Origin of the sequence: Vibrio owensii, assembly GCF_002021755.1 — a bacterium.
Lineage (GTDB): Bacteria > Pseudomonadota > Gammaproteobacteria > Enterobacterales > Vibrionaceae > Vibrio > Vibrio owensii.
Genome location: NZ_CP019959.1, coordinates 1,806,033 through 1,830,606, shown reverse-complemented (window position 1 = coordinate 1,830,606; position 24,574 = coordinate 1,806,033). Strand labels below are relative to the sequence as shown.

General features: G+C 47.0%; 22 protein-coding genes. 9 read left to right on the top strand and 13 right to left on the bottom strand.

The window, feature by feature from the left end; genetic code table 11:
* The first annotated feature begins 19 nt into the window (after nt 1-19).
* From atpG to glmU, 4 genes are all read left to right on the top strand, one after another.
* Nucleotides 20-886 (top strand): F0F1 ATP synthase subunit gamma, encoded by an 867-nt coding sequence (gene atpG / locus A9237_RS08260; protein ID WP_005440806.1) that lies wholly within the window; start codon nt 20-22, stop codon nt 884-886.
* Nucleotides 887-921: 35 nt separating this feature from the next.
* Nucleotides 922-2,325: a F0F1 ATP synthase subunit beta gene (atpD, locus tag A9237_RS08255; RefSeq protein WP_039840091.1), complete on the top strand. Its 1,404-nt coding sequence runs from the start codon at nt 922-924 to the stop codon at nt 2,323-2,325.
* A gap of 18 nt (nt 2,326-2,343) precedes the next feature.
* Nucleotides 2,344-2,766 (top strand): F0F1 ATP synthase subunit epsilon, encoded by a 423-nt coding sequence (locus A9237_RS08250; protein ID WP_005429758.1) that lies wholly within the window; start codon nt 2,344-2,346, stop codon nt 2,764-2,766.
* A gap of 148 nt (nt 2,767-2,914) precedes the next feature.
* On the top strand, nt 2,915-4,276 hold the full coding sequence (gene glmU / locus A9237_RS08245) for a bifunctional UDP-N-acetylglucosamine diphosphorylase/glucosamine-1-phosphate N-acetyltransferase GlmU (RefSeq protein WP_078608019.1): 1,362 nt from the start codon (nt 2,915-2,917) through the stop codon (nt 4,274-4,276).
* Nucleotides 4,277-4,362: 86 nt separating this feature from the next.
* Here glmU and A9237_RS08240 read toward each other — a convergent pair whose 3' ends face one another.
* Complete coding sequence (locus A9237_RS08240; protein WP_038896182.1) at nt 4,363-5,103, bottom strand: amino acid ABC transporter permease; 741 nt, start codon at nt 5,101-5,103, stop codon at nt 4,363-4,365.
* Nucleotides 5,104-5,225: 122 nt separating this feature from the next.
* On the opposite strand from A9237_RS08240, the gene A9237_RS08235 reads away from it, so the two are divergent.
* Nucleotides 5,226-6,002, top strand: coding sequence for a transporter substrate-binding domain-containing protein (locus A9237_RS08235; protein ID WP_038896183.1), 777 nt, complete (start codon nt 5,226-5,228; stop codon nt 6,000-6,002).
* A gap of 91 nt (nt 6,003-6,093) precedes the next feature.
* On the opposite strand, the gene punC is transcribed toward A9237_RS08235, so the two are convergent.
* Nucleotides 6,094-7,299, bottom strand: coding sequence for a purine nucleoside transporter PunC (punC, locus tag A9237_RS08230; protein WP_020195192.1), 1,206 nt, complete (start codon nt 7,297-7,299; stop codon nt 6,094-6,096).
* Between the two features lie 153 nt (nt 7,300-7,452).
* Between punC and punR the strand changes: the two genes are divergently transcribed.
* Both punR and A9237_RS08220 read left to right on the top strand, forming a co-directional pair.
* On the top strand, nt 7,453-8,358 hold the full coding sequence (gene punR, locus A9237_RS08225) for a DNA-binding transcriptional activator PunR (protein ID WP_009708028.1): 906 nt from the start codon (nt 7,453-7,455) through the stop codon (nt 8,356-8,358).
* A gap of 88 nt (nt 8,359-8,446) precedes the next feature.
* On the top strand, nt 8,447-10,126 hold the full coding sequence (locus tag A9237_RS08220; RefSeq protein ID WP_061010805.1) for a sensor domain-containing diguanylate cyclase: 1,680 nt from the start codon (nt 8,447-8,449) through the stop codon (nt 10,124-10,126).
* A 48-nt stretch (nt 10,127-10,174) separates the two neighbouring features.
* Here A9237_RS08220 and ilvA read toward each other — a convergent pair whose 3' ends face one another.
* The 5 genes from ilvA to ilvG are packed head-to-tail and all read right to left on the bottom strand — an operon-like array spanning nt 10,175 to nt 16,475.
* Complete coding sequence (ilvA, locus tag A9237_RS08215; protein ID WP_005440790.1) at nt 10,175-11,722, bottom strand: threonine ammonia-lyase, biosynthetic; 1,548 nt, start codon at nt 11,720-11,722, stop codon at nt 10,175-10,177.
* Between the two features lie 4 nt (nt 11,723-11,726).
* Nucleotides 11,727-13,568 (bottom strand): dihydroxy-acid dehydratase, encoded by a 1,842-nt coding sequence (gene ilvD, locus A9237_RS08210; protein WP_020195188.1) that lies wholly within the window; start codon nt 13,566-13,568, stop codon nt 11,727-11,729.
* Between the two features lie 13 nt (nt 13,569-13,581).
* Nucleotides 13,582-14,520: a branched-chain-amino-acid transaminase gene (gene ilvE, locus A9237_RS08205; protein WP_009708024.1), complete on the bottom strand. Its 939-nt coding sequence runs from the start codon at nt 14,518-14,520 to the stop codon at nt 13,582-13,584.
* Nucleotides 14,521-14,532: 12 nt separating this feature from the next.
* The gene (ilvM, locus tag A9237_RS08200; protein ID WP_005440786.1) at nt 14,533-14,817 is read right to left on the bottom strand and encodes an acetolactate synthase 2 small subunit; all 285 of its coding nucleotides are present in this window, start codon (nt 14,815-14,817) and stop codon (nt 14,533-14,535) included.
* A gap of 11 nt (nt 14,818-14,828) precedes the next feature.
* On the bottom strand, nt 14,829-16,475 hold the full coding sequence (gene ilvG / locus A9237_RS08195) for an acetolactate synthase 2 catalytic subunit (protein WP_078608018.1): 1,647 nt from the start codon (nt 16,473-16,475) through the stop codon (nt 14,829-14,831).
* Nucleotides 16,476-16,937: 462 nt separating this feature from the next.
* On the opposite strand from ilvG, the gene A9237_RS08190 reads away from it, so the two are divergent.
* A complete protein-coding gene (locus tag A9237_RS08190) occupies nt 16,938-18,461 on the top strand; it encodes a YifB family Mg chelatase-like AAA ATPase (RefSeq protein ID WP_078608017.1) in 1,524 nt (507 codons plus the stop codon).
* A gap of 49 nt (nt 18,462-18,510) precedes the next feature.
* Here A9237_RS08190 and A9237_RS08185 read toward each other — a convergent pair whose 3' ends face one another.
* Nucleotides 18,511-19,467, bottom strand: coding sequence for a DUF2860 domain-containing protein (locus A9237_RS08185; RefSeq protein WP_078608016.1), 957 nt, complete (start codon nt 19,465-19,467; stop codon nt 18,511-18,513).
* Nucleotides 19,468-19,631: 164 nt separating this feature from the next.
* Here A9237_RS08185 and A9237_RS08180 point away from each other — a divergent pair, with 164 nt between their 5' ends.
* Nucleotides 19,632-20,510 carry an acyltransferase gene (locus A9237_RS08180; protein WP_078608015.1) on the top strand — a complete coding sequence of 293 codons (879 nt, stop codon included), beginning with the start codon at nt 19,632-19,634 and terminating at the stop codon, nt 20,508-20,510.
* A 41-nt stretch (nt 20,511-20,551) separates the two neighbouring features.
* On the opposite strand, the gene A9237_RS08175 is transcribed toward A9237_RS08180, so the two are convergent.
* The 5 genes from A9237_RS08175 to A9237_RS27045 form a co-directional block, all read right to left on the bottom strand.
* Nucleotides 20,552-21,154: a thiol:disulfide interchange protein DsbA/DsbL gene (locus tag A9237_RS08175; RefSeq protein WP_005440776.1), complete on the bottom strand. Its 603-nt coding sequence runs from the start codon at nt 21,152-21,154 to the stop codon at nt 20,552-20,554.
* A 34-nt stretch (nt 21,155-21,188) separates the two neighbouring features.
* On the bottom strand, nt 21,189-22,175 hold the full coding sequence (locus tag A9237_RS08170; protein ID WP_078608711.1) for a serine/threonine protein kinase: 987 nt from the start codon (nt 22,173-22,175) through the stop codon (nt 21,189-21,191).
* A gap of 48 nt (nt 22,176-22,223) precedes the next feature.
* Complete coding sequence (ccoG, locus tag A9237_RS08165) at nt 22,224-23,645, bottom strand: cytochrome c oxidase accessory protein CcoG (protein WP_020196730.1); 1,422 nt, start codon at nt 23,643-23,645, stop codon at nt 22,224-22,226.
* A gap of 312 nt (nt 23,646-23,957) precedes the next feature.
* Nucleotides 23,958-24,224: a YihD family protein gene (locus A9237_RS08160; protein WP_005429763.1), complete on the bottom strand. Its 267-nt coding sequence runs from the start codon at nt 24,222-24,224 to the stop codon at nt 23,958-23,960.
* Between the two features lie 122 nt (nt 24,225-24,346).
* On the bottom strand, nt 24,347-24,514 hold the full coding sequence (locus A9237_RS27045) for a hypothetical protein (protein WP_020196731.1): 168 nt from the start codon (nt 24,512-24,514) through the stop codon (nt 24,347-24,349).
* Between the last annotated feature and the right edge of the window lie 60 nt (nt 24,515-24,574).

Genomic DNA, 24,574 nt, shown 5'->3' with positions numbered 1-24,574 from the left:
CAACTAACGGAGAGTAACGATGGCCGGCGCAAAAGAGATACGTAATAAAATCGGTAGTGTTAAAAGCACTCAGAAAATTACGAAAGCGATGGAAATGGTAGCAGCTTCAAAAATGCGTCGTTCTCAAGACGCAATGGAAGCTTCTCGTCCATACGCTGAAACAATGCGTAAAGTGATCGGTCATGTGGCTAATGCAAATCTAGAGTACCGTCATCCGTACCTAGAAGAGCGTGAAGCTAAACGTGTTGGTTACATCATCGTTTCGACAGACCGTGGTCTGTGTGGTGGTTTGAACATTAACGTGTTCAAAAAAGCCGTTACAGACATGCAATCATGGAAAGAGAAAGGTGCTGAAGTTGAACTGGCTGTAATTGGTTCAAAAGCAACAGCTTTCTTCAAACATGGTGGCGCAAAAGTTGCGGCACAGGTTTCTGGTCTGGGTGATAGCCCAAGCCTAGAAGACCTAATCGGTTCTGTTGGCGTAATGCTTAAGAAATACGATGAAGGTGAACTGGATCGTCTATATGTGGTGTTCAACAAGTTTGTGAACACTATGATTCAGCAACCAACGATCGATCAATTGCTACCTTTGCCTAAATCGGACAGCGAAGAGATGCAGCGTGAGCACTCATGGGACTACATCTATGAGCCTGAGCCAAAACCTCTATTAGACACACTTCTAGTGCGTTACGTAGAGTCTCAGGTATACCAAGGTGTGGTTGAGAACCTTGCTTGTGAGCAAGCGGCTCGAATGATTGCGATGAAGGCTGCAACGGATAACGCAACCAACTTGATTGAAGATTTAGAACTTGTGTACAACAAAGCCCGTCAGGCTGCGATCACACAAGAACTATCGGAAATCGTTGGTGGTGCATCTGCGGTTTAAGCTTAGGTAAAACGAAATAGTTTAGAGGATTAACGATGGCTACAGGTAAGATCGTACAGATCATCGGTGCGGTAGTCGACGTAGAGTTCCCACAGAGCGAAGTACCAAGTGTATATGACGCTCTAAACGTTACAGAATCTAAAGAGCGTCTAGTTCTTGAGGTTCAACAACAGCTAGGCGGTGGCGTAGTTCGTTGTATCGTAATGGGTAGCTCTGATGGTTTACGTCGTGGCGTTGAAGTGGTTAACACTGGCGCTCCAATTTCAGTACCAGTAGGTACTAAAACTCTAGGTCGTATCATGAACGTCCTAGGTGACGCGATTGATGAGCGTGGTGAGATCGGTGCAGAAGAGGTTTACTCTATTCACCGTGAAGCACCAAGCTACGAAGAGCAATCAAACGAAACAGCACTTCTAGAAACTGGTGTTAAAGTAATCGACTTGGTTTGTCCATTCGCTAAGGGGGGTAAAATCGGTCTATTCGGTGGTGCAGGTGTAGGTAAGACCGTTAACATGATGGAGCTTATCAACAACATCGCACTTCAACACTCAGGTCTATCAGTATTTGCTGGTGTTGGTGAACGTACTCGTGAAGGTAACGATTTCTACTTCGAGATGCAGGAAGCGGGCGTTGTAAACGTTGAGAAGCCTGAAGAATCTAAAGTAGCGATGGTTTACGGTCAGATGAACGAGCCACCAGGTAACCGTCTACGTGTTGCACTGACTGGCCTAACAATGGCAGAACGTTTCCGTGACGAAGGTCGTGACGTACTTCTGTTCGTTGATAACATCTACCGTTACACGCTTGCAGGTACTGAGGTATCAGCACTTCTAGGTCGTATGCCTTCTGCGGTAGGTTACCAGCCAACTCTTGCAGAAGAGATGGGTGTACTACAGGAGCGTATCACGTCAACTAAGCAAGGTTCTATCACGTCTGTACAGGCGGTATACGTACCTGCGGATGACTTGACTGACCCGTCTCCAGCAACAACGTTCGCGCACTTGGATGCAACGGTTGTACTTAACCGTAACATCGCAGCTATGGGTCTATACCCAGCGATCGACCCACTAGATTCGACTTCTCGTCAGCTAGACCCACTAGTAGTTGGTCAAGAGCACTACGACACAGCTCGTGGCGTTCAGCAGACACTTCAGCGCTACAAAGAGCTGAAAGATATCATCGCGATTCTAGGTATGGACGAGCTATCTGAAGAAGATAAGCAAGTTGTATCTCGTGCACGTAAGATTGAGCGTTTCCTAACTCAGCCTTACCACGTAGCGGAAGTATTTACAGGTGACCCAGGCGTTTACGTACCTCTTAAAGAGACACTACGTGGCTTCAAAGGTCTACTAGCTGGTGAATACGATGACATTCCAGAGCAAGCGTTCATGTACTGCGGTACGATTGACGATGCTATCGAGAATGCGAAGAAGCTATAAGGCTAACTAGGAGGCGATATGGCACCAATAACCTTTCACCTAGACGTAGTAAGCGCTGAGAAACGTATTTTCTCCGGTCGTGTAGAAACGTTTCAGGTGACCGGTAGCGAAGGTGAGCTGGGTATTTTCCACGGCCACACACCGCTGCTGTCCGCTATTAAGCCTGGTATGGTGCGTATTGTGAAACAGCACGGCCACGAAGAGTTCATTTATGTCTCTGGTGGTATGGTCGAAGTTCAGCCTGGTACTGCTACAGTACTGGCTGATACTGCGATTCGTGGTGAAGATCTAGACGCAGCGAAGGCAGAAGAAGCCAAGCGTCGCGCTGAGGAGCAAATCCAGAATCAGCACGGTGATATGGACTTCGCACAAGCGGCCAGTGAACTGGCTAAAGCCATTGCTCAGCTACGAGTTATCGAGCTGACCAAAAAGCGTCGCTAAGCTCAATTAGCAACGTTGCATGAAAAAGGCGGCCATTTGGTCGCCTTTTTGATTAATTTTAGTTGGAAATTTACATCCCACCATTAACTATTCCTTTCAAGCTGTTTAAAATAACGGCCATTTAATATAAAACGTCAATAGGTTATCAATGAAATTCAGTGCTGTGATTCTTGCTGCGGGTAAAGGTACCCGTATGTATTCGAACATGCCTAAAGTGCTACACACTTTGGCAGGGAAGCCAATGGCAAAACATGTTATCGATACATGTACAGGTCTTGGCGCACAAAACATCCACCTAGTATATGGTCACGGTGGTGATCAAATGCAGCAAACGCTAGCTGCAGAGCCAGTTAACTGGGTTCTGCAAGCGGAGCAACTAGGTACAGGTCATGCGGTTGATCAAGCGTCTCCAAAGTTTGAAGACGATGAAAAAGTACTGGTGCTTTACGGTGATGTTCCACTGATTTCAGCTGAAACGATTGAAAATCTATTAGATGCACAGCCAACGGGCGGCATTGCACTATTAACGGTGATGCTAGATAACCCAATGGGCTACGGTCGTATCATTCGTAAAAACGGTCCAGTAGTGGCGATCGTTGAGCAAAAAGATGCGACAGAAGAGCAGAAGCTCATCAAAGAATGTAATACTGGTGTGCTGGTGGCGACAGGTGGTGACCTGAAACGCTGGCTTGCTGGTCTAAATAATGAAAACGCACAAGGCGAATACTACTTAACAGACGTTATCGCAGCAGCGCACGATGAAGGTCGCGCTGTTGAGGCGGTACACCCAGTAAACGCGATTGAAGTGGAAGGCGTTAACGACCGTGCACAATTGGCTCGTCTTGAGCGTGCATTCCAATCAATGCAAGCACAAAAATTACTAGAGCAAGGCGTGATGCTGCGAGACCCAGCACGTTTCGACCTACGTGGTGAACTGCAATGTGGTATGGATTGTGAAATTGATGCGAACGTAATCATCGAAGGTAAAGTATCACTGGGTGATAACGTTGTAATCGGCGCTGGTTGTGTACTGAAAGACTGTGAAATCGACGATAACACCATCGTTCGCCCATACAGCGTAATTGAAGGCGCAACAGTTGGTGAAGAATGTACAGTTGGTCCATTCACACGCCTACGCCCAGGCGCAGAGATGCGTAACGACTCTCACGTGGGTAACTTCGTTGAAGTGAAAAACGCGCGTATCGGTGAAGGTTCTAAAGCGAACCACCTAACTTACCTAGGTGATGCAGAAATCGGTCAACGTACTAACATCGGTGCTGGTACCATCACTTGTAACTACGACGGTGCGAACAAGTTTAAGACCATCATTGGTAACGACGTCTTCGTTGGTTCTGACAGCCAACTTATCGCGCCAGTGACAGTTGCGGATGGTGCGACCATCGGTGCTGGTACTACGTTAACCAAAGATGTCGCTGAAGGTGAGCTTGTGATCTCTCGTGCGAAAGAGCGCAAAATTACCGGCTGGCAGCGTCCAGTTAAGAAAAAGTAAGCTTAATTCGCTTATTTAAAAGAATAAAAACCAAAGCCGCTCTTGATGAGCGGCTTTGTTGTATCTGGTGTTGTGAAAGATAGGGTTTAGTGACTTGGGATAGCTATACGCTTCTCTAACCAGCGCACCGCTTGAGAGACCAAAAGAATCAGCACCAAATACTCTAAGACGAGAAATGTATAGATCTCTAATGGTAAGTACTCATTCACGACCAATTCATTAGCACGCCTTGTTAAGTCGCTTAGACCGATTACGCTGACTAACGAACTCATCTTAAGGATATAAACGAATTGATTCCCCAGCGGCGGTAAGATTTGGCGAAATGCTTGGGGAAGGATCACTAAGCGCATTTTTTGCCAGTAGTTTAGCCCAAGCGACTCTGCTGCTTCATGTTGTCCGCGACTGATGGCTTGGATTCCTCCTCTAAACACTTCCGCCATGAAGGCACTCTCTGCAATGGTTAACGCAATGACACCTGCCCAAAAGTGGTTTAGGGATACATCGAGTAGTGTTGGCATTCCGTAATACACCCATAGCAACAATACCAAAACTGGAATAGAGCGGATCACTTCCACGTAAACACGGTTGATCCACTTGAGCACTGGAGAGTCAGAAAGAGCGGGAAGAGCAATGATCAAACCAATCGTCATCGCAAACAGCATACTGAGCAGTGACACTTGGATCGTGTCATTAAAGCCAGCGATCAGAAACTTGATGTTTGTCAGCCCTTGCTCAGTCGATGGATCAAGAACATACCAGCCCCATTGGTAGTCGGAGCAACCGGTGAGAAAAAGCAATGAAACGAGGCATAGATGTCGATAGTTCACATTTACTCCCTGAACTGACTAAAAAACTTCCTTTGTTGCTGCTATGTTATCAATGAAGCCGTACTAATGGTTAATAATTAAAGGGAATATCTCCTACCGTCATTCTTTTAAGGGAATAGAAAATGAAAAAAACGTTGCTTGCGTTGGGAATGTGTCTGCTCGCGATGGCTCAAGTCGCTCATGCAGAAAGCCGTCTACAAGAGATCTTGGACAAAGGTGTGTTGCGTGTCGGGACAACAGGGGATTGGAACCCGATGACGATGAAAGATCCTGCGACCAATAGCTATCGTGGTTTTGATATTGATGTCACCACTGAGCTTGCTAAAGATCTGGGCGTTAAGGTGGAATACGTTGCGACCGACTGGAAAACACTGGTTAACGGTATCACGGCCAACAAGTACGATATTACTGGTAGCGCATCATTGAACATGTCACGTGCAAAAGTCGCAGGTTATAGCCAACCGTATTTCTATCTTGCGTTTGTACCTGTAGTGCAAAAGAAAGACCTAGCAAAATTCTCTGATTGGGCTGATTTCGATAAGCCAGATGTGAAAGTAGCGGCAACGCTGGGAACGGTTCAAGAGAAGTTGGTCAAAGACTTTTTTCCATCAGCGCAGCATATTGTGATTGAAGCGCCAGCGCGCGACTTCCAAGAATTGCTAGCTCGCCGTGCCGACGTATCGGTAACATCAAACGTAGAAGCGGCCACGCTGGTGGAGAAGTTTAAACAGTTGGCGATTGTTCCAGTTAAAGAGCCGCGTAAACCAACTCCAATTGCGATGCTCTTGCCGCAAGATGACCAAGTATGGATTAACTACATCAACCACTGGGTTGAGCTTAAGAAGACTCAAGGTTTCTTTAAGCAAACGGCTGAAAAATGGGGCTTGAAGAGTATGTAAGGTTTTGCCTTATTCTTTCGCCGATAAAAGACAAAGAGCCGCATTAAGCGGCTCTTCTTTATTATGTAGTGGGGTTGAGTTTGACGAAAAATTAGAGCTCGTCTTCACTCACCACACGAGCGTTGTCAGGTGTCGTGAAGTGCTGAGACAATTCACGGTTAGACAGAATGTAACCCATCCACAGACCACCCATACAAATCACAATAGCAACACCTGTCACCATTTGTGCTTGGCTCGCCATTGCTGCAACCAGTGCGCTTGATAGGCTGCTCACGGTAATTTGCAGGCTGTTTTGTAGGCCTGCCGCCGTCGCTGGACTTTGCTGAGCACTTGCTAAGGCGCGGTTTACTACGATTGGGTAAAGCGCACCGTTAGCCACCGCAATCAAACAGAATGGCGCTAGGATTGGCCAGATAGAGGTCAGTTGCCATTGTGACGCAGCGAAGATAAGCAGTGCTGCAACACTAAACAGGCCAATCAACTGACGCAGAATCTTTTCATCACCATATTTACGAACGCCGACCTTACCTAAGTAACCACCAACCATGAAAGCAATAGTCTGTGGGATAAAGCTCAAGCCGATGTCTTTTGCTTCATAGCCAAGTTGAGACATGATCTCTGGCATACCAGTTAGGTAAGCAAAGAAAGCCGCAGACGCAGTAGCAAACATAAACACGTTACCTAGGTAAGTTTTAGAACCTAGTAATGATTTGATGTCTGAAGACATGCTGGTTTGTTTTACTTCTACTTTTTCATCTTTTTGCGCCATTGTCGCAACGACAAGCAGTACACCCATCAGTGTCAATGCAACAAAAATGCTGTGCCAACCGAAGTTGTTTGCCAGCAATACACCTAGCTGAGGAGCAAGTGCTGGAGAAAGTGCTACAAGCGGCATGATAGTGGCAAAGATTTGTTGGCTTTGGCTAGAGTGGCGTTTGATTACCATCGCTTGCCAAATAACGGCTGGAGCACATACACCGATAGCCTGTACAAAGCGCAGTGCTAATAATTGCCATACTTGCTCACTGAATGCGAGACCGAATGAAGCAACAGTAAACAGCGCTAAACCTGCGGCTAGCGTATTACGATGACCAAATTTGTCTGAAGCCAGACCCCACATCAACTGACCAAAAGCCATACCAACAAGAAAGACGGTCAGAGAAAGTGCGATTTGTTCTGGACCTGTAGCAAAGTCGATTTCCATCGCTTTGAAGGCAGGTAAGTACATATCTGTGGCGATAAAGCCGAGCATAGATAGGGCTGCTAGATAAACAAGCTGTAGTTTTGATATTTTCATGATTCAACCAATCAAATTATTTAATCATTTTTTGTTCAGTATCAGTTGGCGCCAACCCTGATTTATTTACCTCGCCATTCTATTTTTCGATTTTGAGAAAATAAAACGCTAAAATTGTTGGTTATCAATCAAATTTTTTGAAAGGTAGAAATCGTGTTCTCCAAGTCTTCACTGGAAATGCTCGATACCGTTGCTCGTTTGGGTAGTTTTACTGCGGCAGCAGAGGTGCTGCATAAAGTGCCTTCTGCAATTAGCTATGGCGTGCGCCAAGTTGAGCAAGAGTTAGATGTGGTTTTGTTTCGTCGATTACCGAGAAAGGTTGAATTGACGCCTGCTGGTGAGTTGTTTATCGAAGAGGCGCGCTTACTGCTCAGGCAAATGGCAGAAGTGAAAGCGCAAACTCGCCGTGCGGCACATGGTTGGCAATCAACACTTAAGCTCACACTGGATAACGTAGTTAAGCTCGATAAGCTCAAGCCTCTGGTTGAGGATTTCTACCGAGAATTTGAATTTGCAGAGCTGCAAATCAACATGGAAGTGTTTAACGGCTCTTGGGAAGCCATTGCTCAAGGGCGTGCTGATATTGTTGTTGGAGCCACGTCTGCTATCCCGGTAGGTGGTGACTTTGAAGTCAAAGACATGGGGATGTTGGACTGGGCATTTGTAATGTCTCCTGCACATCCTTGTGTTCGCCAACAAACCCTAACTGAAGAGTTTGTCAGTCAATTTCCGGCGATCTGTCTTGATGATACTTCTAACGTGTTGCCAAAACGCCACACAGGGCACTACCCCAAACAGCGACGCTTATTACTGCCTAACTGGTACAGCGCAATTGAATGTCTGAAAAACGGGGTCGGAGTGGGTTACATGCCACGCCATATTGCGATGCCTCTTATCCATGAAGGCGTGCTGGTGGAAAAAGTTCTGCAGGATGATAAGCCATTGAGCCAATGCTGCTTGGTATGGCGTAAAGACGATAATCACAAGTTGATCCAATGGATGGTGGATTATCTTGGTTCGTCAAGTCAACTACATCGAGATTGGCTACAACATTCATAAAAATGGAAATTGCTTTAAACACCTGTTGACAACATGGTCAATTTATTAACAATCAAAACAAAGTTCGGTAAATTTAGGATGAAGGATTATGTCAAAGCTAGTGGATCGAAAATGGCAAATCTTACCGATCATTGCATTGTCTGTGTTTATGTTGGTGGGGCTTTACGGTTTTTATATGACGCTTGAGCGTTCTGTGCATGATTCAGTTCAACGCACTACCGAGTCATTGCTCACTGACGTTATTTATGAAATTAAGGAAGACAACCCTCACTTTGCTAGTGAGTCAGATATCGACGACTACATTGGCGATCTCACGCAAGCGGATGCGGACGCTCGTATTCAAGTGATAGATCAGCAAGGGACGGTGGTAGGCGATACCGCACTTTCTGATCGTGCTCTGATTGGCTTGGAGAGTCACGGCGATCGTCCGGAGTTTATTCAGGCTTGGGAAAACGGATCTGGCTACGATGTGCGTTTTAGTGAAGTGCTGTCGGTCGACCTATTTTACGTTTCACGCAAGATTGAATTTGATGCTCAGGAATTTGTGGTCGTGTTATCCGTCCCTATGCATCACCTTAAAACCATGACTTCGGAGTTAATGGCAATCTTAGGTGTGATGGTTGTGTTGAGTATTGGTTTTCTTATCGCGACCTCGATCTTCAGTCATCGCCAAATTATCCATAAAGTCTCTGAAGAGCAGAAAAAGCAGGACGAGCGCATTCGTCAACGTACTCTAGAAATCGAGCTAATGCATCGCCTAGCGAATATGCTGGCAGCTTGTAACAACCTAGTAGAAGCGCAAATGGTGGTGGAAGACATCGTGCCGCGTATCCTTGGCAAGGTGAATGGCAGTATTTCCCTGATGCGTTCTTCGCGCAACCAGTTGGTTACTCAACTTGATTGGGGAGAGAGTTGGCCGGGCAGCCGTTCTTTCGCTCCGGATGAATGCTGGTCATTGCGCAAAGGTCGCAGTCACTTGTCGATTGAATCTTTCCATAACCTGACGTGTGAGCACATGGCATCGGTTGAGAATAACCAAACGTTGTGCATTCCTCTGACAGCGCATGGGAACACCATTGGCATTATGCATTTGTACTTTGGCCAAGGTGATATCAAGGTTGACGAGATGACCATGCAGCTTGCTTACAGTGTGGCGGAGCACCTTGGTTTGGCATTGGCTAACCTGAGTCTGCAAGAAAAACTGCGCTCGCAAGCACTGAGCGACCCATTGACGGGGTTGTACAATCGCCGCTTCTTCGAGCAGAAGCTGACTGAACACGTGAACAACTCGGCAACCAGTACAGAAGACATGTCTCTATTGATGCTCGATCTCGACCACTTCAAGCGATTTAACGACAACTTCGGCCATGATGCCGGTGATTACGTGCTGAAAGAGATCAGTGCATTGCTGAAGCGTACTGTGTCAGAAGATGAAACGGCGTGTCGTCTCGGTGGGGAAGAGCTAGCCGTGATTCTACCTCATTGCGATATGGCGTCTGCGACCGATTACGCGCAAAACATTGTTGACCAGATTAGAGCATTGCATCTTGAGCACAAAGGTTTGTCGTTAGGGCAGTTAAGTGTGTCGATTGGTGTTGCAACGTATCCAGAACCGGCTTCGGATATTGAGGGACTGGTGAAGATGGCGGATAAGGCGCTGTACCTTGCGAAAGACCAAGGCCGAGATCGTGTCGTCAACTATCAGCAATACAGCGAGTTCAAAGCACCAGAGCCGGAAACAGCAGAGATTGCGTTGATTCAAAGTTGATAAAAAAATCCCTCGTCAAACGAGGGATTTTTTATTGCGTGATACTGGTTACGACAAGAAGAACTTGTAAGACGGGTTGTCTGTTTCGTCTTTGCATTGATAGCCAAGTTCGCGCAAATGTGCAGAAAATTGAGCTAAGTCGCTTTCATCTAACTCGAAACCACATAAAACGCGCCCGTAGTCAGCGCCGTGGTTACGGTAGTTGAACAAGCTGATATTCCAATGAGTACCGAGTGTACTTAAGAACTTAAGTAGCGCTCCCGGATATTCTGGGAATTCAAAGCTGTAGAGGCGCTCTTTAAGCGGCTTAGACGGCTTACCACCAATCATGTAGCGCACGTGCAGTTTTGCCATTTCGTCATCAGACAGGTCAACCACAGGGTAGCCACCATCACGTAAATCATGAATGATGTTTTCTAGCTCTTCCTGACCGCCTTGCAAACGAACACCGACAAAGATATTTGCCAATGCGTCATCGTTGTAGCGGTAGTTAAACTCCGTTACGGCGCGGCCGCCAATGAGGTTACAGAACTCAAAGAAGGCACCTTGACGCTCAGGAATGGTGACGGCAAGCAAACCTTCACGTTTCTCACCAAGCTCGCAACGCTCAGAAACATAACGTAAGCCATGGAAGTTCGTGTTTGCACCAGACAGTACAGTACCTAGATTCTTACCTTGCAGTTTGTTTTGCTCAGCAAATTTCTTCAAACCCGCCAGAGCAAGCGCGCCAGAAGGCTCAGCAATGGCGCGAGTGTCTTCAAAGATGTCTTTCACGGCTGCGCAGATTTCATCGCTAGAGACCGCAATATGGCCATCAATGTACTTTTGGCACAGACGGAAAGTCTCTTCGCCAATGCGTTTTACAGCGACACCATCGGCAAACATGCTGACTTGGTCTAGTACCACTGGCTCACCAGCATCCAATGCTGCTTTGAGGCATGACGAATCTTCTGGCTCAACCGCAATCACTTTGATTTCTGGCATGAGCTGTTTCACAAGTACCGCAACACCTGCAGCCAAACCGCCACCACCGACAGGGACGAAGATGTAATCAAGGTGACCATTTTGCTGCAGCATTTCCATGCCGATGGTGCCTTGACCTGCAATCACCAGTGGATGATCGAAGGGAGGAACAAAGGTGTACCCGTTTAACTCGGATAGACGCTCTGCCTCGGCTTTTGCCTCATCAAAGTTACTGCCGTGCAACACCACATTGCCACCAAAGCCACGTACCGCATCAACTTTGATGTCAGGTGTGGTTTTTGGCATCACGATAGTGGTCTTGATGCCTAGCTTAGTACCAGAAAGCGCCATGCCTTGAGCGTGGTTACCTGCAGATGCTGCGATGACACCTGCAGCTTTTTGCTCTTCAGACAGGCTTGCCACCATGTTGTATGCACCGCGCAATTTGAACGAGTGCACGGGTTGGCGATCTTCGCGCTTGATTTGCACATTGTTGCCAATACGAGCAGCAAGGCGAGGCATCTCTTGCAAAGGTGTGACAGTTGCGACTTCATACACAGGAGCACGCAAGATCTGGCGCAGATAATCTGCACCAGATTGGTTTTCCTGTTTTAAGGGAAAGGGTTGACTCATAAAGCTAGCCCTCGAGCTTAGATTTGTCTCGTACTGCACCTTTGTCAGCACTGGTCGCCATACTTGCGTAAGCTTTGAGTGCAAATGAAACTTCACGTTGGCGGTCTACCGGTTTCCAGCCTAACTCGTCTTGTTTCGCACGGCGCTCAGCAAGTTCTTGTTCAGACACTTGGAGTGAAATTGAACGGTTTGGAATATCAATCGCAATAATGTCGCCTTGCTTCACCAAACCAATTGCACCGCCGTTTGCTGCTTCAGGAGAGGCGTGGCCGATAGACAGACCTGATGTACCGCCAGAGAAACGGCCGTCAGTCAGAAGCGCACACTCTTTACCAAGACCCATCGATTTTAGGTAAGTGGTTGGGTACAGCATTTCTTGCATGCCCGGGCCACCTTTAGGACCTTCGTAGCGGATAATTACCACGTCGCCAGCTTTTACTTTGCCGCCCAAGATACCTTCTACGGCGTCTTCTTGGCTTTCAAATACTACGGCTGGGCCAGTGAACTTATGAATGCTCTCATCAACACCAGCTGTCTTAACGATACAACCATCCAGTGCGATGTTGCCTGATAGAACGGCGAGGCCACCTTCTTGGCTAAAGGCATTTTCTTTGGTGCGAATACAACCTTCTGCACGGTCGTCATCAAGGCGATCCCAGCGGCAATCTTGTGAGAACGCTTGAGTGGTACGAATACCCGCAGGACCTGCGCGGTAGAACTTAAGTACGTCTTCGTCTTCAGTTTGGATGATGTCGTATTTTGCCAGTTGCTCTTTCATCGAAAGGCCAAGCACGGTGCGAGCATCGTTGTGCAGTAGACCTGCACGGTCAAGCTCACCAAGAATCGCCATTACGCCACCAGCGCGGTGTACGTCTTCCATGTGATATTTTTGGGTAGATGGTGCCACTTTACACAAGTGTGGTACTTGGCGAGACAGGCGATCGATATCTTCCATATCGAAATCCACTTCGCCTTCTTGCGCTGCAGCCAATAGGTGCAAAATAGTGTTGGTCGAGCCACCCATTGCAATATCCAGCGCCATCGCATTTTCGAACGCATCAAACGTAGCGATGTTGCGAGGTAGTGCTGATTCGTCATCTTGCTCGTAGTAACGACGAGTTAGTTCAACGATACGACGACCTGCATTGAGGAACAGTTGTTCACGGTCAGCGTGTGTTGCCAGCATAGAACCGTTGCCCGGTTGAGAAAGACCCAGTGCTTCCGTTAGACAGTTCATTGAGTTTGCAGTGAACATGCCTGAACACGATCCACACGTTGGACATGCACTACGTTCGATCTGCTCACTTTGCTCGTCAGACACTTTTGGATCCGCACCTTGGATCATTGCATCAACAAGGTCTAGCTTGATGATCTGATCAGAAAGCTTGGTTTTACCCGCTTCCATTGGACCACCAGAAACAAAGATAACAGGGATGTTAAGACGCATAGATGCCATCAACATTCCCGGAGTGATTTTGTCACAGTTAGAGATACATACCATGGCATCGGCACAGTGCGCGTTGACCATGTATTCTACTGAGTCTGCGATCAGTTCGCGTGAAGGCAGTGAGTACAGCATGCCGCCGTGACCCATTGCGATACCATCATCAACCGCGATGGTGTTGAATTCTTTTGCGATGCCGCCGGCTTTTTCGATTTCACGTGCTACAAGCTGACCCATGTCTTTTAGGTGTACGTGACCCGGAACAAATTGAGTAAACGAGTTTACGACGGCGATGATTGGTTTACCGAAGTCTTCTTCTTTCACACCCGTTGCACGCCATAGTGCTCGTGCACCCGCCATGTTACGACCATGTGTTGTGGTTGCTGATCTATATTTTGGCATTTCCTAATCCTTCTTACTTCTGTTCTGGGTACACATAGTCTAACCAGCCCCACTTATCTTCCGTGGTGCCGTTAAATAGGCCAAAGTAGGCCGCTTGTAGTTCTTTAGTGATTGGGCCGCGTTTACCGGTGCCCACTTCAATTTTGTCGATAGTTGCGACTGGCACAACTTCAGCTGCGGTACCTGTCATAAAGACTTCATCGGCAAGGTAAAGCGCTTCACGTGCAATATTGGCTTCACGCACTTCATAACCTTTATCGCGTGCAATAGTCATGATCGAATCACGAGTAATACCCGGTAGAATCGCGCTCGTTGCTGGCGGTGTCGTGATCACGCCGTCTTTGATAACAAAGATGTTTTCACCGGCGCCTTCCGATAAGTAGCCATCTACGCTCAGTGCGATACCTTCGTCATAGCCGTGACGACGAGCTTCACCGCCAACGAGCAGTGAAGATAGGTAGTTACCGCCAGCTTTAGCTGCCGTTGGGATGGTGTTTGGTGCTGCGCGATTCCAACTCGAGATCATGGCATCAACGCCAGCTTCTAGCGCTTCTTCACCTAGGTAAGAGCCCCAAGGGAATGCAGCAATGATCAGGTCCATCTCAGTACCAACAGGTGGGCACACGCCCAAGCCAACATTACCAACAAAACCTAATGGACGAATGTAAGCGCTGTCGAGTTTGTTCTGGCGCAGTGTTTCGCGTGTTGCTTCCATGATTTCTTCCACTGTGTATGGAATCGGGAAGCGGTAAATCTTGGCAGAGTCTTTTAAACGTTGTGCATGCTCACGGTGACGGAAGACAATTGGTCCTTTTGGCGTGTTGTAGCAGCGTACGCCTTCAAATACAGAGGTGCCGTAGTGCATTGCGTGAGTTAGAACGTGAACGTTCGCCTCTGCCCACGGAACCATCTCGCCATTAAACCAAATGAAATCTGCAGTTTTCGTTGCCATTTATTGCCTTCCTTATGCACTCACGTGTTGTTGTAAGTTGTGATTTGGGAGTTCATCGTTGCGAATCTTAAGTACCTCAACGGTGCGAATGTCCCACAACTTCTCAATTTGATTGACCAAAAACGAGATAGGTCGATCGCTGTCGACGATGATCTCTACGCTGGCTACTTTGCTTTCGTGGTTTTGGGTAGCCGCGACTTGTTTGATCACAAAGCCTCGGTGACGAATCACACGAAGAACGCGCTCCAACAATACCGGTTTATCGTCGGCTTTGATGTCGAGTAAATATCTGTCCATGCGATTGTCTCCTAAGTGTTTTCCAACATATCACTGTTTGATGCACCAGGTGGTACAAGTGGCCACACGTTCTCTTCTTCGTCGATTAAAACGTGAAGCATGTAAGAAGTCTTACTTTCTAGCATCTCTTTGAGAGCCGGTTCGACTTCTTCTTTCTTGGTGATGGTTTTGCCCGGGATATCGAACGCTTTGGCAAGCATTACGAAGTCTGGGTTGTCATCAAGAATGGTTTCGCTGTGGCGGCCGTCAAAGAACAATGACTGCCATTGGCGAACCATGCCAAGACGTTGGTTATTAAGAAGGACAATCTTCACTGGAATCTGACGACGCTTTAGCGTGCCCAATTCCTGCACGTTCATCATAAATGAACCGTCACCTGTAATAAGGATAGACTGATCATCAGGACGTGCGACTGCAGCGCCCATCGCCGCTGGTAGGCCAAAGCCCATAGTGCCAAGGCCAGCAGAAGTGATGAAGTTTTGTGGATCGCGTGGTTGGATATGTTGTGCTGCCCACATCTGATGCTGACCTACGTCGGTCGAGACAATTGAGCTATCCGGCATCATGTCTGACAACTGTTTAAGTAGCAGCGGAGCGTAGATCAACTCGCCCGGATGGTCGTAACGCCATTTGAATCCGCTACGCAGGCTTTCACTGTGATGTACCCAAGGAGTGATATCTTGAGTTAGTTCTAATTGAGGAAGAATCTTGCTGATCTCACCACGAAGAGGTGCATTGGCGTGGCGAAGCTTATGGATTTCAGCCGCATCGATGTCGATATGAATGACTTTCGCGTTTGGCGCAAACGTGTCGAGCTTACCGGTCACGCGGTCATCAAAACGTGCCCCAACTACAATCAAAAGGTCACATTCTTGAACCACAAGGTTTGCGGCTTTGGTGCCATGCATGCCCAGCATACCTAGGTAGTGTGGGTCGTGACGTTCAATGGTGCCCAAACCTTTTAGCGTGCTTACCGCTGGCATTGGGTTTAAACGTAGGAACTCGCGTACTGAGTCTGTCGCTTTGGCAATCTGTACGCCACCACCGACGTATAGAACTGGTCGAGTTGAAGCGGCAAGCACTTCTTGAGCGTGCTGGATATCAGCATCAGTAACTAAAGGTGCAGCTGGTGGAACAAAAGGAGGCAGTAATTCGGTTGGTGCTTGAGCAAGCTGAACGTCTTTGGCGATATCAACAATCACTGGGCCAGGACGACCAGTTTTTGCTACTTCGAACGCTTCGGCTAGCGTTGGGGCAAGGTCTTCAATCTCAGTCACTAGATAACTGTGTTTGGTACAGGCTAGAGACATTCCGATCACGTCCATTTCTTGGAACGCATCAGTACCGATATGAGAGCTAGCAACCTGACCTGTGATGGCTACTAGAGGAACGGAATCGAGGAAGGCGTCGGCAAGGCCAGTAACGAGGTTGGTGGCGCCTGGGCCGGAAGTGGCCATACAAACGGCAACGTCTTGCGTCGCTCGAGCCATCCCGATGGCGGCCATTGCAGCCCCTTGTTCATGACGGCATAAGATGTGTTCTACACCTCCGTCATACAACGCATCGTAGATTGGCATGATGGCTCCACCAGGATACCCAAACACCGTCTCGATGCCTTGCTGTCTTAAAGCGGCTACGACTAGTTCTGCACCGGTCATCGTAAACCTCCTTTGCTACGTTGTGGCTCGTAGCTATCGCCATGTGTTTTGCACTTCATGTGCACTCCCATTCTTCCCGTTAAGCTGTCTAAGGGTTAGACAGATGACAACTTGTAGTTGTAAAAAAACCCCCGGACTTCTCAGTGCGGGGGTTTTTTGTAATTTGTGGTTATCTTTCGCCCACAATCCCCCGCGCGGTGCCAATAATGACCACGATAATCAGGGCTAGCAGTGAGTTGATGTGAGCGAATAAGTTCATCTGTCTGTCGTTCTGTTTTCGTTAATAAGTATTGTGTAATGTTCTACGAAAATGTTTGCGTCACTAGTGGTAACACACAAATCTGCTGCATGACAAGCAAAAAGTCATTCTTTTTTCACATTAAGTACCAATCTGGACAGGCTATATAACATATCCATATAGAAAACATCTGGTTATATAACGTACAAAAATTTGAGGAAATTATGGGGCTGGCAATCATTCATAGTCGAGCAAGTGTGGGTGTGCAAGCGCCGTCGGTAAGCGTGGAAGTCCACATCAGTAATGGGATGCCGGGCTTTACGCTAGTGGGTCTACCGGAAACCACAGTAAAAGAATCGAAAGATCGCGTCCGCAGTGCGATCGTTAATTCCAACTTTCAATTCCCTGCCAAGCGAATTACGGTAAATTTGGCACCTGCGGATCTGCCCAAAGAAGGTGGACGCTTCGATCTGCCGATTGCATTAGGGATTTTGGCAGCTTCAGAACAAATCGCGACAGATAAGCTCAAAAACTACGAATTTGTTGGTGAATTAGCCCTTTCTGGTGGATTAAGAGCTGTAAAAGGCGTGCTGCCCGCTGCGTTGGCTGCGAACAAAAAACAGCGCCGTTTAGTAGTGCCTCATGCCAATGGTGATCAAGCGGCATTAGTGGGTAAAGATCAGCACAAATCTGCTCAATCGCTATTGGAAGTTTGTGCTGAGTTGTGTGGTCAGCATCAATTGAATTTGTATCAAACCCCGAAGAAAAAAGAGATCAAAAAACACAGCCGAGATTTGCAAGACATCATCGGTCAACAGCAAGGTAAACGCGCTTTAGAGATCGCTGCAGCAGGCAATCACAATCTATTGTTTCTTGGCCCGCCTGGTACGGGAAAAACCATGCTGGCATCACGCCTGTGTGACTTGTTACCTGAGATGAATGTTGAAGAGGCAATGGAAACCGCTTCTGTGGCATCACTGACCCAAAGTGAAATCAACGAGCACAACTGGAAGACGCGACCGTTTCGCGCGCCGCACCATTCTAGCTCAATGGCAGCGCTCGTGGGGGGCGGTTCTGTGCCTAGGCCGGGTGAGATTTCATTAGCGCACAATGGGTTACTGTTCCTAGATGAGATGCCTGAGTTTGACCGTAAGGTGCTCGACTCTTTACGTGAGCCATTGGAGTCTGGTGAAATCATTATCTCTCGCGCGCAGGGTAAAACCCGCTTTCCAGCTCGATTCCAATTGGTTGGCGCATTAAATCCAAGCCCGACAGGGTATTACGAGGGCAATCAAGTTCGGACAAACCCGCAAGCCATCCTGCGTTACCTTGGTCGGTTATCAGGCCCGCTTCTTGACCGCTTTGATATGTCGTTAGAGATTCCCGCATTGCCAAAAGGCACACTTGCTGAAGGGGGCGATCGAGGAGAGCCTACCGCTGTGGTTAAGCAAAGAGTCAATCAGGCCAGAGAAAGCATGGTGAAACGCAGTGGGAAAGTGAACGCATTATTGGGTAGTCGAGAGATTGAAGCCTTTTGCCCGCTGCAAAAAAGCGACGCTGAGTTTTTAGAAAATGCGCTGCATCGACTTGGATTATCGATTCGAGCTTACCATCGCATCATCAAAGTCGCGCGTACTATTGCTGATCTCGAAGGCTCACCGCAAATTGAGCGAACTCATCTGGCAGAAGCTTTGGGTTATCGAGCAATGGATAGGCTTCTCAAGCAGTTGACGGCTCAAGCGGTATAAGGAATACAGAAATCGCAGTGAGCGGTTTTGCTCACTGCGATTTACGTGTCTAGAAGTCGTAGTTCAAACCGACAGACAGCAGGTATTCTTTCTCATCGTAGAAGGTGATGTTGGAATCGTTGTTCCCGTAACCTGCCAGAGAGATGAGTGACCAGTTTTGCCAATCGAATACATTCTTGTACTCGTAGGCCGCAAACAAGCTGAGCTTACCGTCATCACGTGTCTTATCGAATGTGTCACTGGCTGCTTCGTAGTTTTTCAGCGTGTAACCTGCCGTAACTGCAAAACGATGGCGATTGACGAACTGGAACCAACTTAATTCGAATCGGTAAGAGTCGAAGGATTCCGCTTCGCCATCTGCATCTTGATAGACATAAGTAAATGCAGGTTGCAGCATCGACGTGCGGCTAAGCGGTATACGGTAGTCGCCTTTGATGTGGTAGATCTTTGCATCACGTAGCAAAGATGAATCGGTCACGGTGTCTTTTTCTACGTCTTTATCTGCGTACGCCAAATCAAGATTAAAGTTGTCGTCTAAGAAGCGATTGATTTGGAGACGAAACGCATTGCCGCCCTCATCGGTGGTGTTTCTCGTCTGCCCCATTAAGTACGGATCTTGCCAAGTTTCTCCCTCCAAGATGGTTGGTAAGTAGGAAAAATCGAGCACAGTGCCTGAAGCCAGTTGGTATTTGTAACCAAGTTGGAAGGCGAGAGTACCGATCGCAATATCGGAACGAGTGGTACCGGCATACACTTGGTGATTGAGTTTGTTACCAAAGGTATACGCTGCGCTGCCTAGCGGTGCAACGATAAAAGATTCATCACTTTCGGCACGCTGATTCAATGACGTGATAGTGCTGTTGCTGTCTGTATTGAAGTTGGATTCTGATGAGACGAAGCCTGCGTTCAACGAAATCTCACCGCTAAAACCTGCTGTTTCTGCAAGTTGAGCTTGTGCTGAACTGACGATAAAGGCCAAAGGCAGTAAGGTTAGCCTTGGATTCATTCGCTTTCTCCTTGTTTGTCGAATGAAAGATGTTATTTGAGCGTTGGTCCAGTTTTACAGTGAAACAAATCTGACCATTCTTACAAATGTTTCAATGTGGCAACGGATTCGTATAATTACACGCTGTTTTATTACTCACGCGCTATAGTTACTGATTGGTTACCATGTTGGCATATTTGTTACTCATTTTTAACGCTTCTTTTGTGATTATAAATTCTGCGGTTTGTTCCATCGCAATTTGTATCATCGCAATTTTTAAGCTGTTGCTTCCAACTGCGAAGCTCAAAGCCAAAGGCACCGAGGCTGCCAACAAAATGATGTGGGTGTGGGCAACGGTCAACGCCGGTATTCTTGCGCTCTCTAATCGCGTCGAATGGGATGTTCAAGGCGGTGAAAACCTAAAGAAAGATGGCTGGTACTTACTGATCAGTAATCATCTTAGTTGGACTGACATTGTTGTACTGTGTTGCGTGTTTAAAGATCGCATTCCGATGCCAAAATTTTTCCTTAAGCAGCAGCTATTATATGTGCCTTTTATCGGAATGGCATGCTGGGCGTTAGATATGCCGTTCATGCGTCGCTATTCGCGAGAGTATTTGCTTCGTAATCCAGACAAACGTGGGCAAGATCTGCAAACCACGCGCCGTTCGTGCGCCAAGTTTAAACATACGCCCACCACGGTGGTGAACTATGTAGAGGGCACACGCTTTACTCAAGATAAGCAGCGTAAGAGCCGAGCGGGTTATCAACATTTGTTGCAACCTAAATCTGGTGGCATTGCTTATACGTTAGCGGCCATGGGGGAGCAGTTTGAGAACATCATCGATGTGACCTTAGCGTATCCAGAAAACACCCATAAACCCTTTAAAGATATGCTGATGGGGCGTATGACCAAAATTGTAGTGCGAGTGAAGGTTCTGCCAGTAGATGAGCGAGTGTTAGGTGATTACTTCAATGACAAGCCGTACAAACGTCAGTTCCAACAATGGTTAGGCGATGTTTGGCAAGAGAAAGACCAAGTGCTGCAAGAGATTCATAAATAGAAAGGGGAGCAATGTGCTCCCCTTTTTAATGATGGTCTGAATTACTTCAGCGTCAGCAAGTAGTTCACTAGCGCAAAGTACTCGTCAGTAGACTTAATGCCCTGTGCTTGAACTAGGTATTTGTTGTTAACGATAACCGCTGGAACACCAGTTAGACCGCTGTTTTCAAATTGCTTGTCCATACGGCGAACCATTGAATCAACTGCGAAGCCTTTGAATGCAGCATCGAATTTCTTCGCATCTACGCCTTCATCTAGGAAGATTTGACGAAGTTCTGCATCGTCACGTGGTGCTTTACGCATGTTGTGAATGCGGTTAAACATCACTGGTACCATCTTGTCTTCAATTTTAAGCGCAACCATGGTCGCGTAAGCTTTGCTCATTGAAGGACCCATATTGCCACCCATGAATGACACGTGGTTCTTTTGCAGTTTCACACCTTCAGGTAGCTGCTTCTTCAGTTGCTGAATGATCGGCTCGAAAGAATGACAGTGTGGGCAGTAGAAAGAGAAGAACTCAGTCACTACAGGCTTTTTCGATGCCTCTAGATCCAATACTTTGTAATGTTCACCTTCTTTGAATTGCGCTGCATGTGCCGACAGGCTTAGCATCAGCATAGAAAACAGTGCGAACAGCTTTTTCATTTAATTATCTCCATTTTGAATTGTTCGGCCTGACTTACCATTGAGGCATTAAAGATAGCGGTGCTTCTTCTAAGTTGGCAATCTGCTCTTTAAATGCAAGGACCTGACCTTCCCAGTATTTTGGCTCATTAAACCATGGAAAAGCGAGCGGAAATGCCGGGTCGTGCCAACGTTTTGCTAGCCATGCCATATAGTGCACCATTCGTAGACCGCGAAGTGGTTCGATTAGTTTCAATTCTGCCGAGTTAAAATCGCAAAACTCTTGGTAACCTTCTAAAACAATATCTAATTGCATTAGCTTGTCTTGGCGTTCGCCATTGAGCAGCATCCATAAGTCTTGTACTGCTGGGCCATTACGTGAGTCATCCAAATCGACAAACATTGGGCCATCGCGCCATAAGATGTTCCCCGGATGGCAATCGCCATGCAGACGAATCGTGTTGAAGCCTTCTTGCCAGTGGCTTTCAATCGACTTGATCAGCATATCCAAATCATTGAAGAAGCTGTTCTCCAAATGCATCGGAATCATGTTGGCGTTTTGCAGAATATCTCTTGGTTGATAGAGATATTCTTGCAAGCCTATGGTTGGTCGGTGTTGGAAGGCTTGGCGGCTACCGACTTTGTGGATGCGGCCAAGGAAACGACCTACGCCTTCGAGCTGATCTAAGTTGTCGACTTCATACTGACGGCCACCCACGCTCTCAAACAAAGCAAAGCCGTAGCCTTGGTAATGATGCAGAGTATGACCATTAATGCGAACGGGTGGAGCGACCGGTATTTCGTTGTCGATCAATTCAAGCGTGAAATCATGCTCTTCTTGAATTTGCTCGTTGCTCCAACGTTCAGGGCGGTAGAACTTCACCACGTAGCGCTGACGCTCTTCGTCTGTGAATTGGTAAACGCGGTTTTCGTAGCTGTTGAGTGCTAGAAAGCCCGATTCTGCTCGAATGCCGATGCTCTCTAGCGCGTACCACATAAAGTCAGGCGTGAGGGCATCAAAGTTGAAAGTACCTTGGGACATATAAATAAAAAGGCTCATTACTGAGCCTTTTTCCATTGGTCATTGAAGTTATAGCTTCTTAATAAATCGGCTTTCCACTTCAATGGTGAATTCGTTGCTCTTATCGGTGAGTATAAACTGAATTGTCGTGATCGCAGAGTCTAGCTTGTCAGGATCTGCGCCAAGGCTCATCGGTAAGTTCAATACTTCTCCTGGTTCAACTTGAATGGTTTGTTTGCCATACCAACTGACATCACTCAAACCTTCGACGTTCAAGTCGTACTCTTGAACTTGTTGAGTTTTGTTGATCACTTTCAAGGTATAGGTGTTTTCTACTTCGCCAGAGCTGTTCACTCGGAACAATTGGTTACGGTCACGTAGAACACTCATGCCTGCTGGATCAACCGATGCGATTTGTAGGAAGAACAGACCAATCATGACTAACAGTACAGCGCCATAGCCAAGCAGTTTTGGACGCATGACTTTGGTGCTCTTACCTGAGAGGCGATGCTCTGTGGTGTAGTTGATCAGACCTTTCTCGTAACCCATGCGCTCCATAGTGTTGTCACACGCATCAATACATGCACCACAGTTGATACACTCATACTGCAAGCCATCGCGGATATCGATGCCGGTCGGACATACCTGAACACACAAGTCACAATCGATACAGTCACCTAAACCAAGCTGCTTTGGATCAGCTTTACGTGAACGAGGGCCACGCTTTTCACCACGCTTGGTGTCGTAGCCCACGATGAAGGTGTCTTTGTCGAACATTGCGGATTGGAAACGCGCGTAAGGACACATGTGAATACACATGATAGAGCGCATCCAGCCTGCATTGCCGTAGGTACAAATGGCAAAGAACATCACCCAGAAGACTGGCCAGAAGTTGGCATTAAAGGTGAAAAAGTCGATAACCAGCTGCTTCATCGGCACGAAATAACCGACAAAGGTGAAGCCAGTGGCGAGGGCTATCGCAAACCATGCTATATGCTTGAGGGTTTTGCGCATCGCTAAATTGGCCGTCAGTTTATTGGAGTCCTGCTTACGGCGCTTATTAGCACTGCCTTCGAGCTTTTCCTCAAACCAAATATAAATGAAGGTCCACACGGTTTGCGGGCATAAGTAGCCACACCAAACCCGCCCCAAGAAGGTGGTGATAAAGAACAATCCAAACGCGGCGATTACAAACAGCAGTGCGAGTAGGGTAAGGTCTTGTGGATACAGCGTTGTGCCGAAAAAGTTGAACTGCTGGTTACCGATGTCCAGCAAAATGGCTTGGCGCTCGCCGTAAGGAATCCATGGAACCAATGCAAACAACAGCAACAAAAACCAACCGCCATAACGACGTAGCTTTTGAAACGTGCCTTTACTCTCACGTACATAGATTCGATTACTTGGGTTGAAACGATCCCCGTTCCCTTTGTGGGTTTTCGGGTTAAAGGTTTTTGGAGTCACATCTTTGATATCAATCTTATCCTGACTCATGCACTCATCCTTCTTTAGGCTTTCTTATAATGTACGGCGACATTTCTAATGATGTCACTCGATGACATTGCTGCTTCGCCCATATCATTATTCATGACTGGACATAATTATTTTAGTAAATACTGATGAACGGCGATTATACAATCAATAACAATTCCGTTTCTTTAACGCAGTCAACGTTTAACAACAAAAGTCAGTACAGTTAACCTGATAAATGACTGAACAGTTATAAATACCTTTTTGAACTGTTTGATTTAGTTATAAAAAAAGCGACTCAAATGAGTCGCTTATCAATGCTGGGTGTTGGGCGGTTTACTTGATGATACCGCGTGCGCGTAGGATCGCTGTTTTGAAATCATCTTCTTGGTCTTTCTTAAGACCTGGAATCATTTCATCTTTGCCGCTGTTGCGCATTTTTAGGTGATAGATCAACACGTCATCGGTGAGATCTTCCAGTTTACCTTCGTAACCCGCTTCGTTTGCCAGTTTCATGATGAACTGTAGCAGGTTCATTTCTTGGTCTTTATGCCACTCAGGCTCTAGTAGCTCAAGCAGCTCTTCAATACGATGACACTTCATTTCTTTCTCCACAGAATTTATAGGTGTTATTTGCTACTAAAGGTATCAAATTGCTTGGCGAACACCAAATAGGAAAGGGCGGAGAGAAAAGAAAAAAGCGCGGTGATTGCCGCGCTTTTTAATTAAGCTGCTTTGATAACTTTGTTTGGAACACTTGGCACAATCGCTGTCTTCTCAACCAGAGTCATTGCTGGCGCAACTAGTTTTGCCTTTGGCGCAGTAGTAAAACCACTGCGACGGCGCATTGCACTACGATTTGTATGTGCGAACCTGACTGTTGTTGGGCGCATTTAGATACCTAACTGCCAGGCATATCCATTGCCGATGTAATGGCCTAACTCACTATGAGT

Bases quoted from the DNA above. Each gene is read 5' to 3' on its own strand.
- atpG (WP_005440806.1), top strand. From the start codon at position 20: ATGGCCGGCGCAAAAGAGATACGTAATAAAATCGGTAGTGTTAAAAGC.
- atpD (WP_039840091.1), top strand. From the start codon at position 922: ATGGCTACAGGTAAGATCGTACAGATCATCGGTGCGGTAGTCGACGTA.
- A9237_RS08250 (WP_005429758.1), top strand. From the start codon at position 2,344: ATGGCACCAATAACCTTTCACCTAGACGTAGTAAGCGCTGAGAAACGT.
- glmU (WP_078608019.1), top strand. From the start codon at position 2,915: ATGAAATTCAGTGCTGTGATTCTTGCTGCGGGTAAAGGTACCCGTATG.
- A9237_RS08235 (WP_038896183.1), top strand. From the start codon at position 5,226: ATGAAAAAAACGTTGCTTGCGTTGGGAATGTGTCTGCTCGCGATGGCT.
- punC (WP_020195192.1), bottom strand. From the start codon at position 7,299: ATGAAAATATCAAAACTACAGCTTGTTTATCTAGCAGCCCTATCTATG.
- A9237_RS08220 (WP_061010805.1), top strand. From the start codon at position 8,447: ATGTCAAAGCTAGTGGATCGAAAATGGCAAATCTTACCGATCATTGCA.
- ilvA (WP_005440790.1), bottom strand. From the start codon at position 11,722: ATGAGTCAACCCTTTCCCTTAAAACAGGAAAACCAATCTGGTGCAGAT.
- ilvD (WP_020195188.1), bottom strand. From the start codon at position 13,568: ATGCCAAAATATAGATCAGCAACCACAACACATGGTCGTAACATGGCG.
- ilvE (WP_009708024.1), bottom strand. From the start codon at position 14,520: ATGGCAACGAAAACTGCAGATTTCATTTGGTTTAATGGCGAGATGGTT.
- ilvM (WP_005440786.1), bottom strand. From the start codon at position 14,817: ATGGACAGATATTTACTCGACATCAAAGCCGACGATAAACCGGTATTG.
- ilvG (WP_078608018.1), bottom strand. From the start codon at position 16,475: ATGACCGGTGCAGAACTAGTCGTAGCCGCTTTAAGACAGCAAGGCATC.
- A9237_RS08190 (WP_078608017.1), top strand. From the start codon at position 16,938: ATGGGGCTGGCAATCATTCATAGTCGAGCAAGTGTGGGTGTGCAAGCG.
- A9237_RS08185 (WP_078608016.1), bottom strand. From the start codon at position 19,467: ATGAATCCAAGGCTAACCTTACTGCCTTTGGCCTTTATCGTCAGTTCA.
- A9237_RS08180 (WP_078608015.1), top strand. From the start codon at position 19,632: ATGTTGGCATATTTGTTACTCATTTTTAACGCTTCTTTTGTGATTATA.
- A9237_RS08175 (WP_005440776.1), bottom strand. From the start codon at position 21,154: ATGAAAAAGCTGTTCGCACTGTTTTCTATGCTGATGCTAAGCCTGTCG.
- A9237_RS08170 (WP_078608711.1), bottom strand. From the start codon at position 22,175: ATGTCCCAAGGTACTTTCAACTTTGATGCCCTCACGCCTGACTTTATG.
- ccoG (WP_020196730.1), bottom strand. From the start codon at position 23,645: ATGAGTCAGGATAAGATTGATATCAAAGATGTGACTCCAAAAACCTTT.
- A9237_RS08160 (WP_005429763.1), bottom strand. From the start codon at position 24,224: ATGAAGTGTCATCGTATTGAAGAGCTGCTTGAGCTACTAGAGCCTGAG.
- A9237_RS27045 (WP_020196731.1), bottom strand. From the start codon at position 24,514: ATGCGCCCAACAACAGTCAGGTTCGCACATACAAATCGTAGTGCAATG.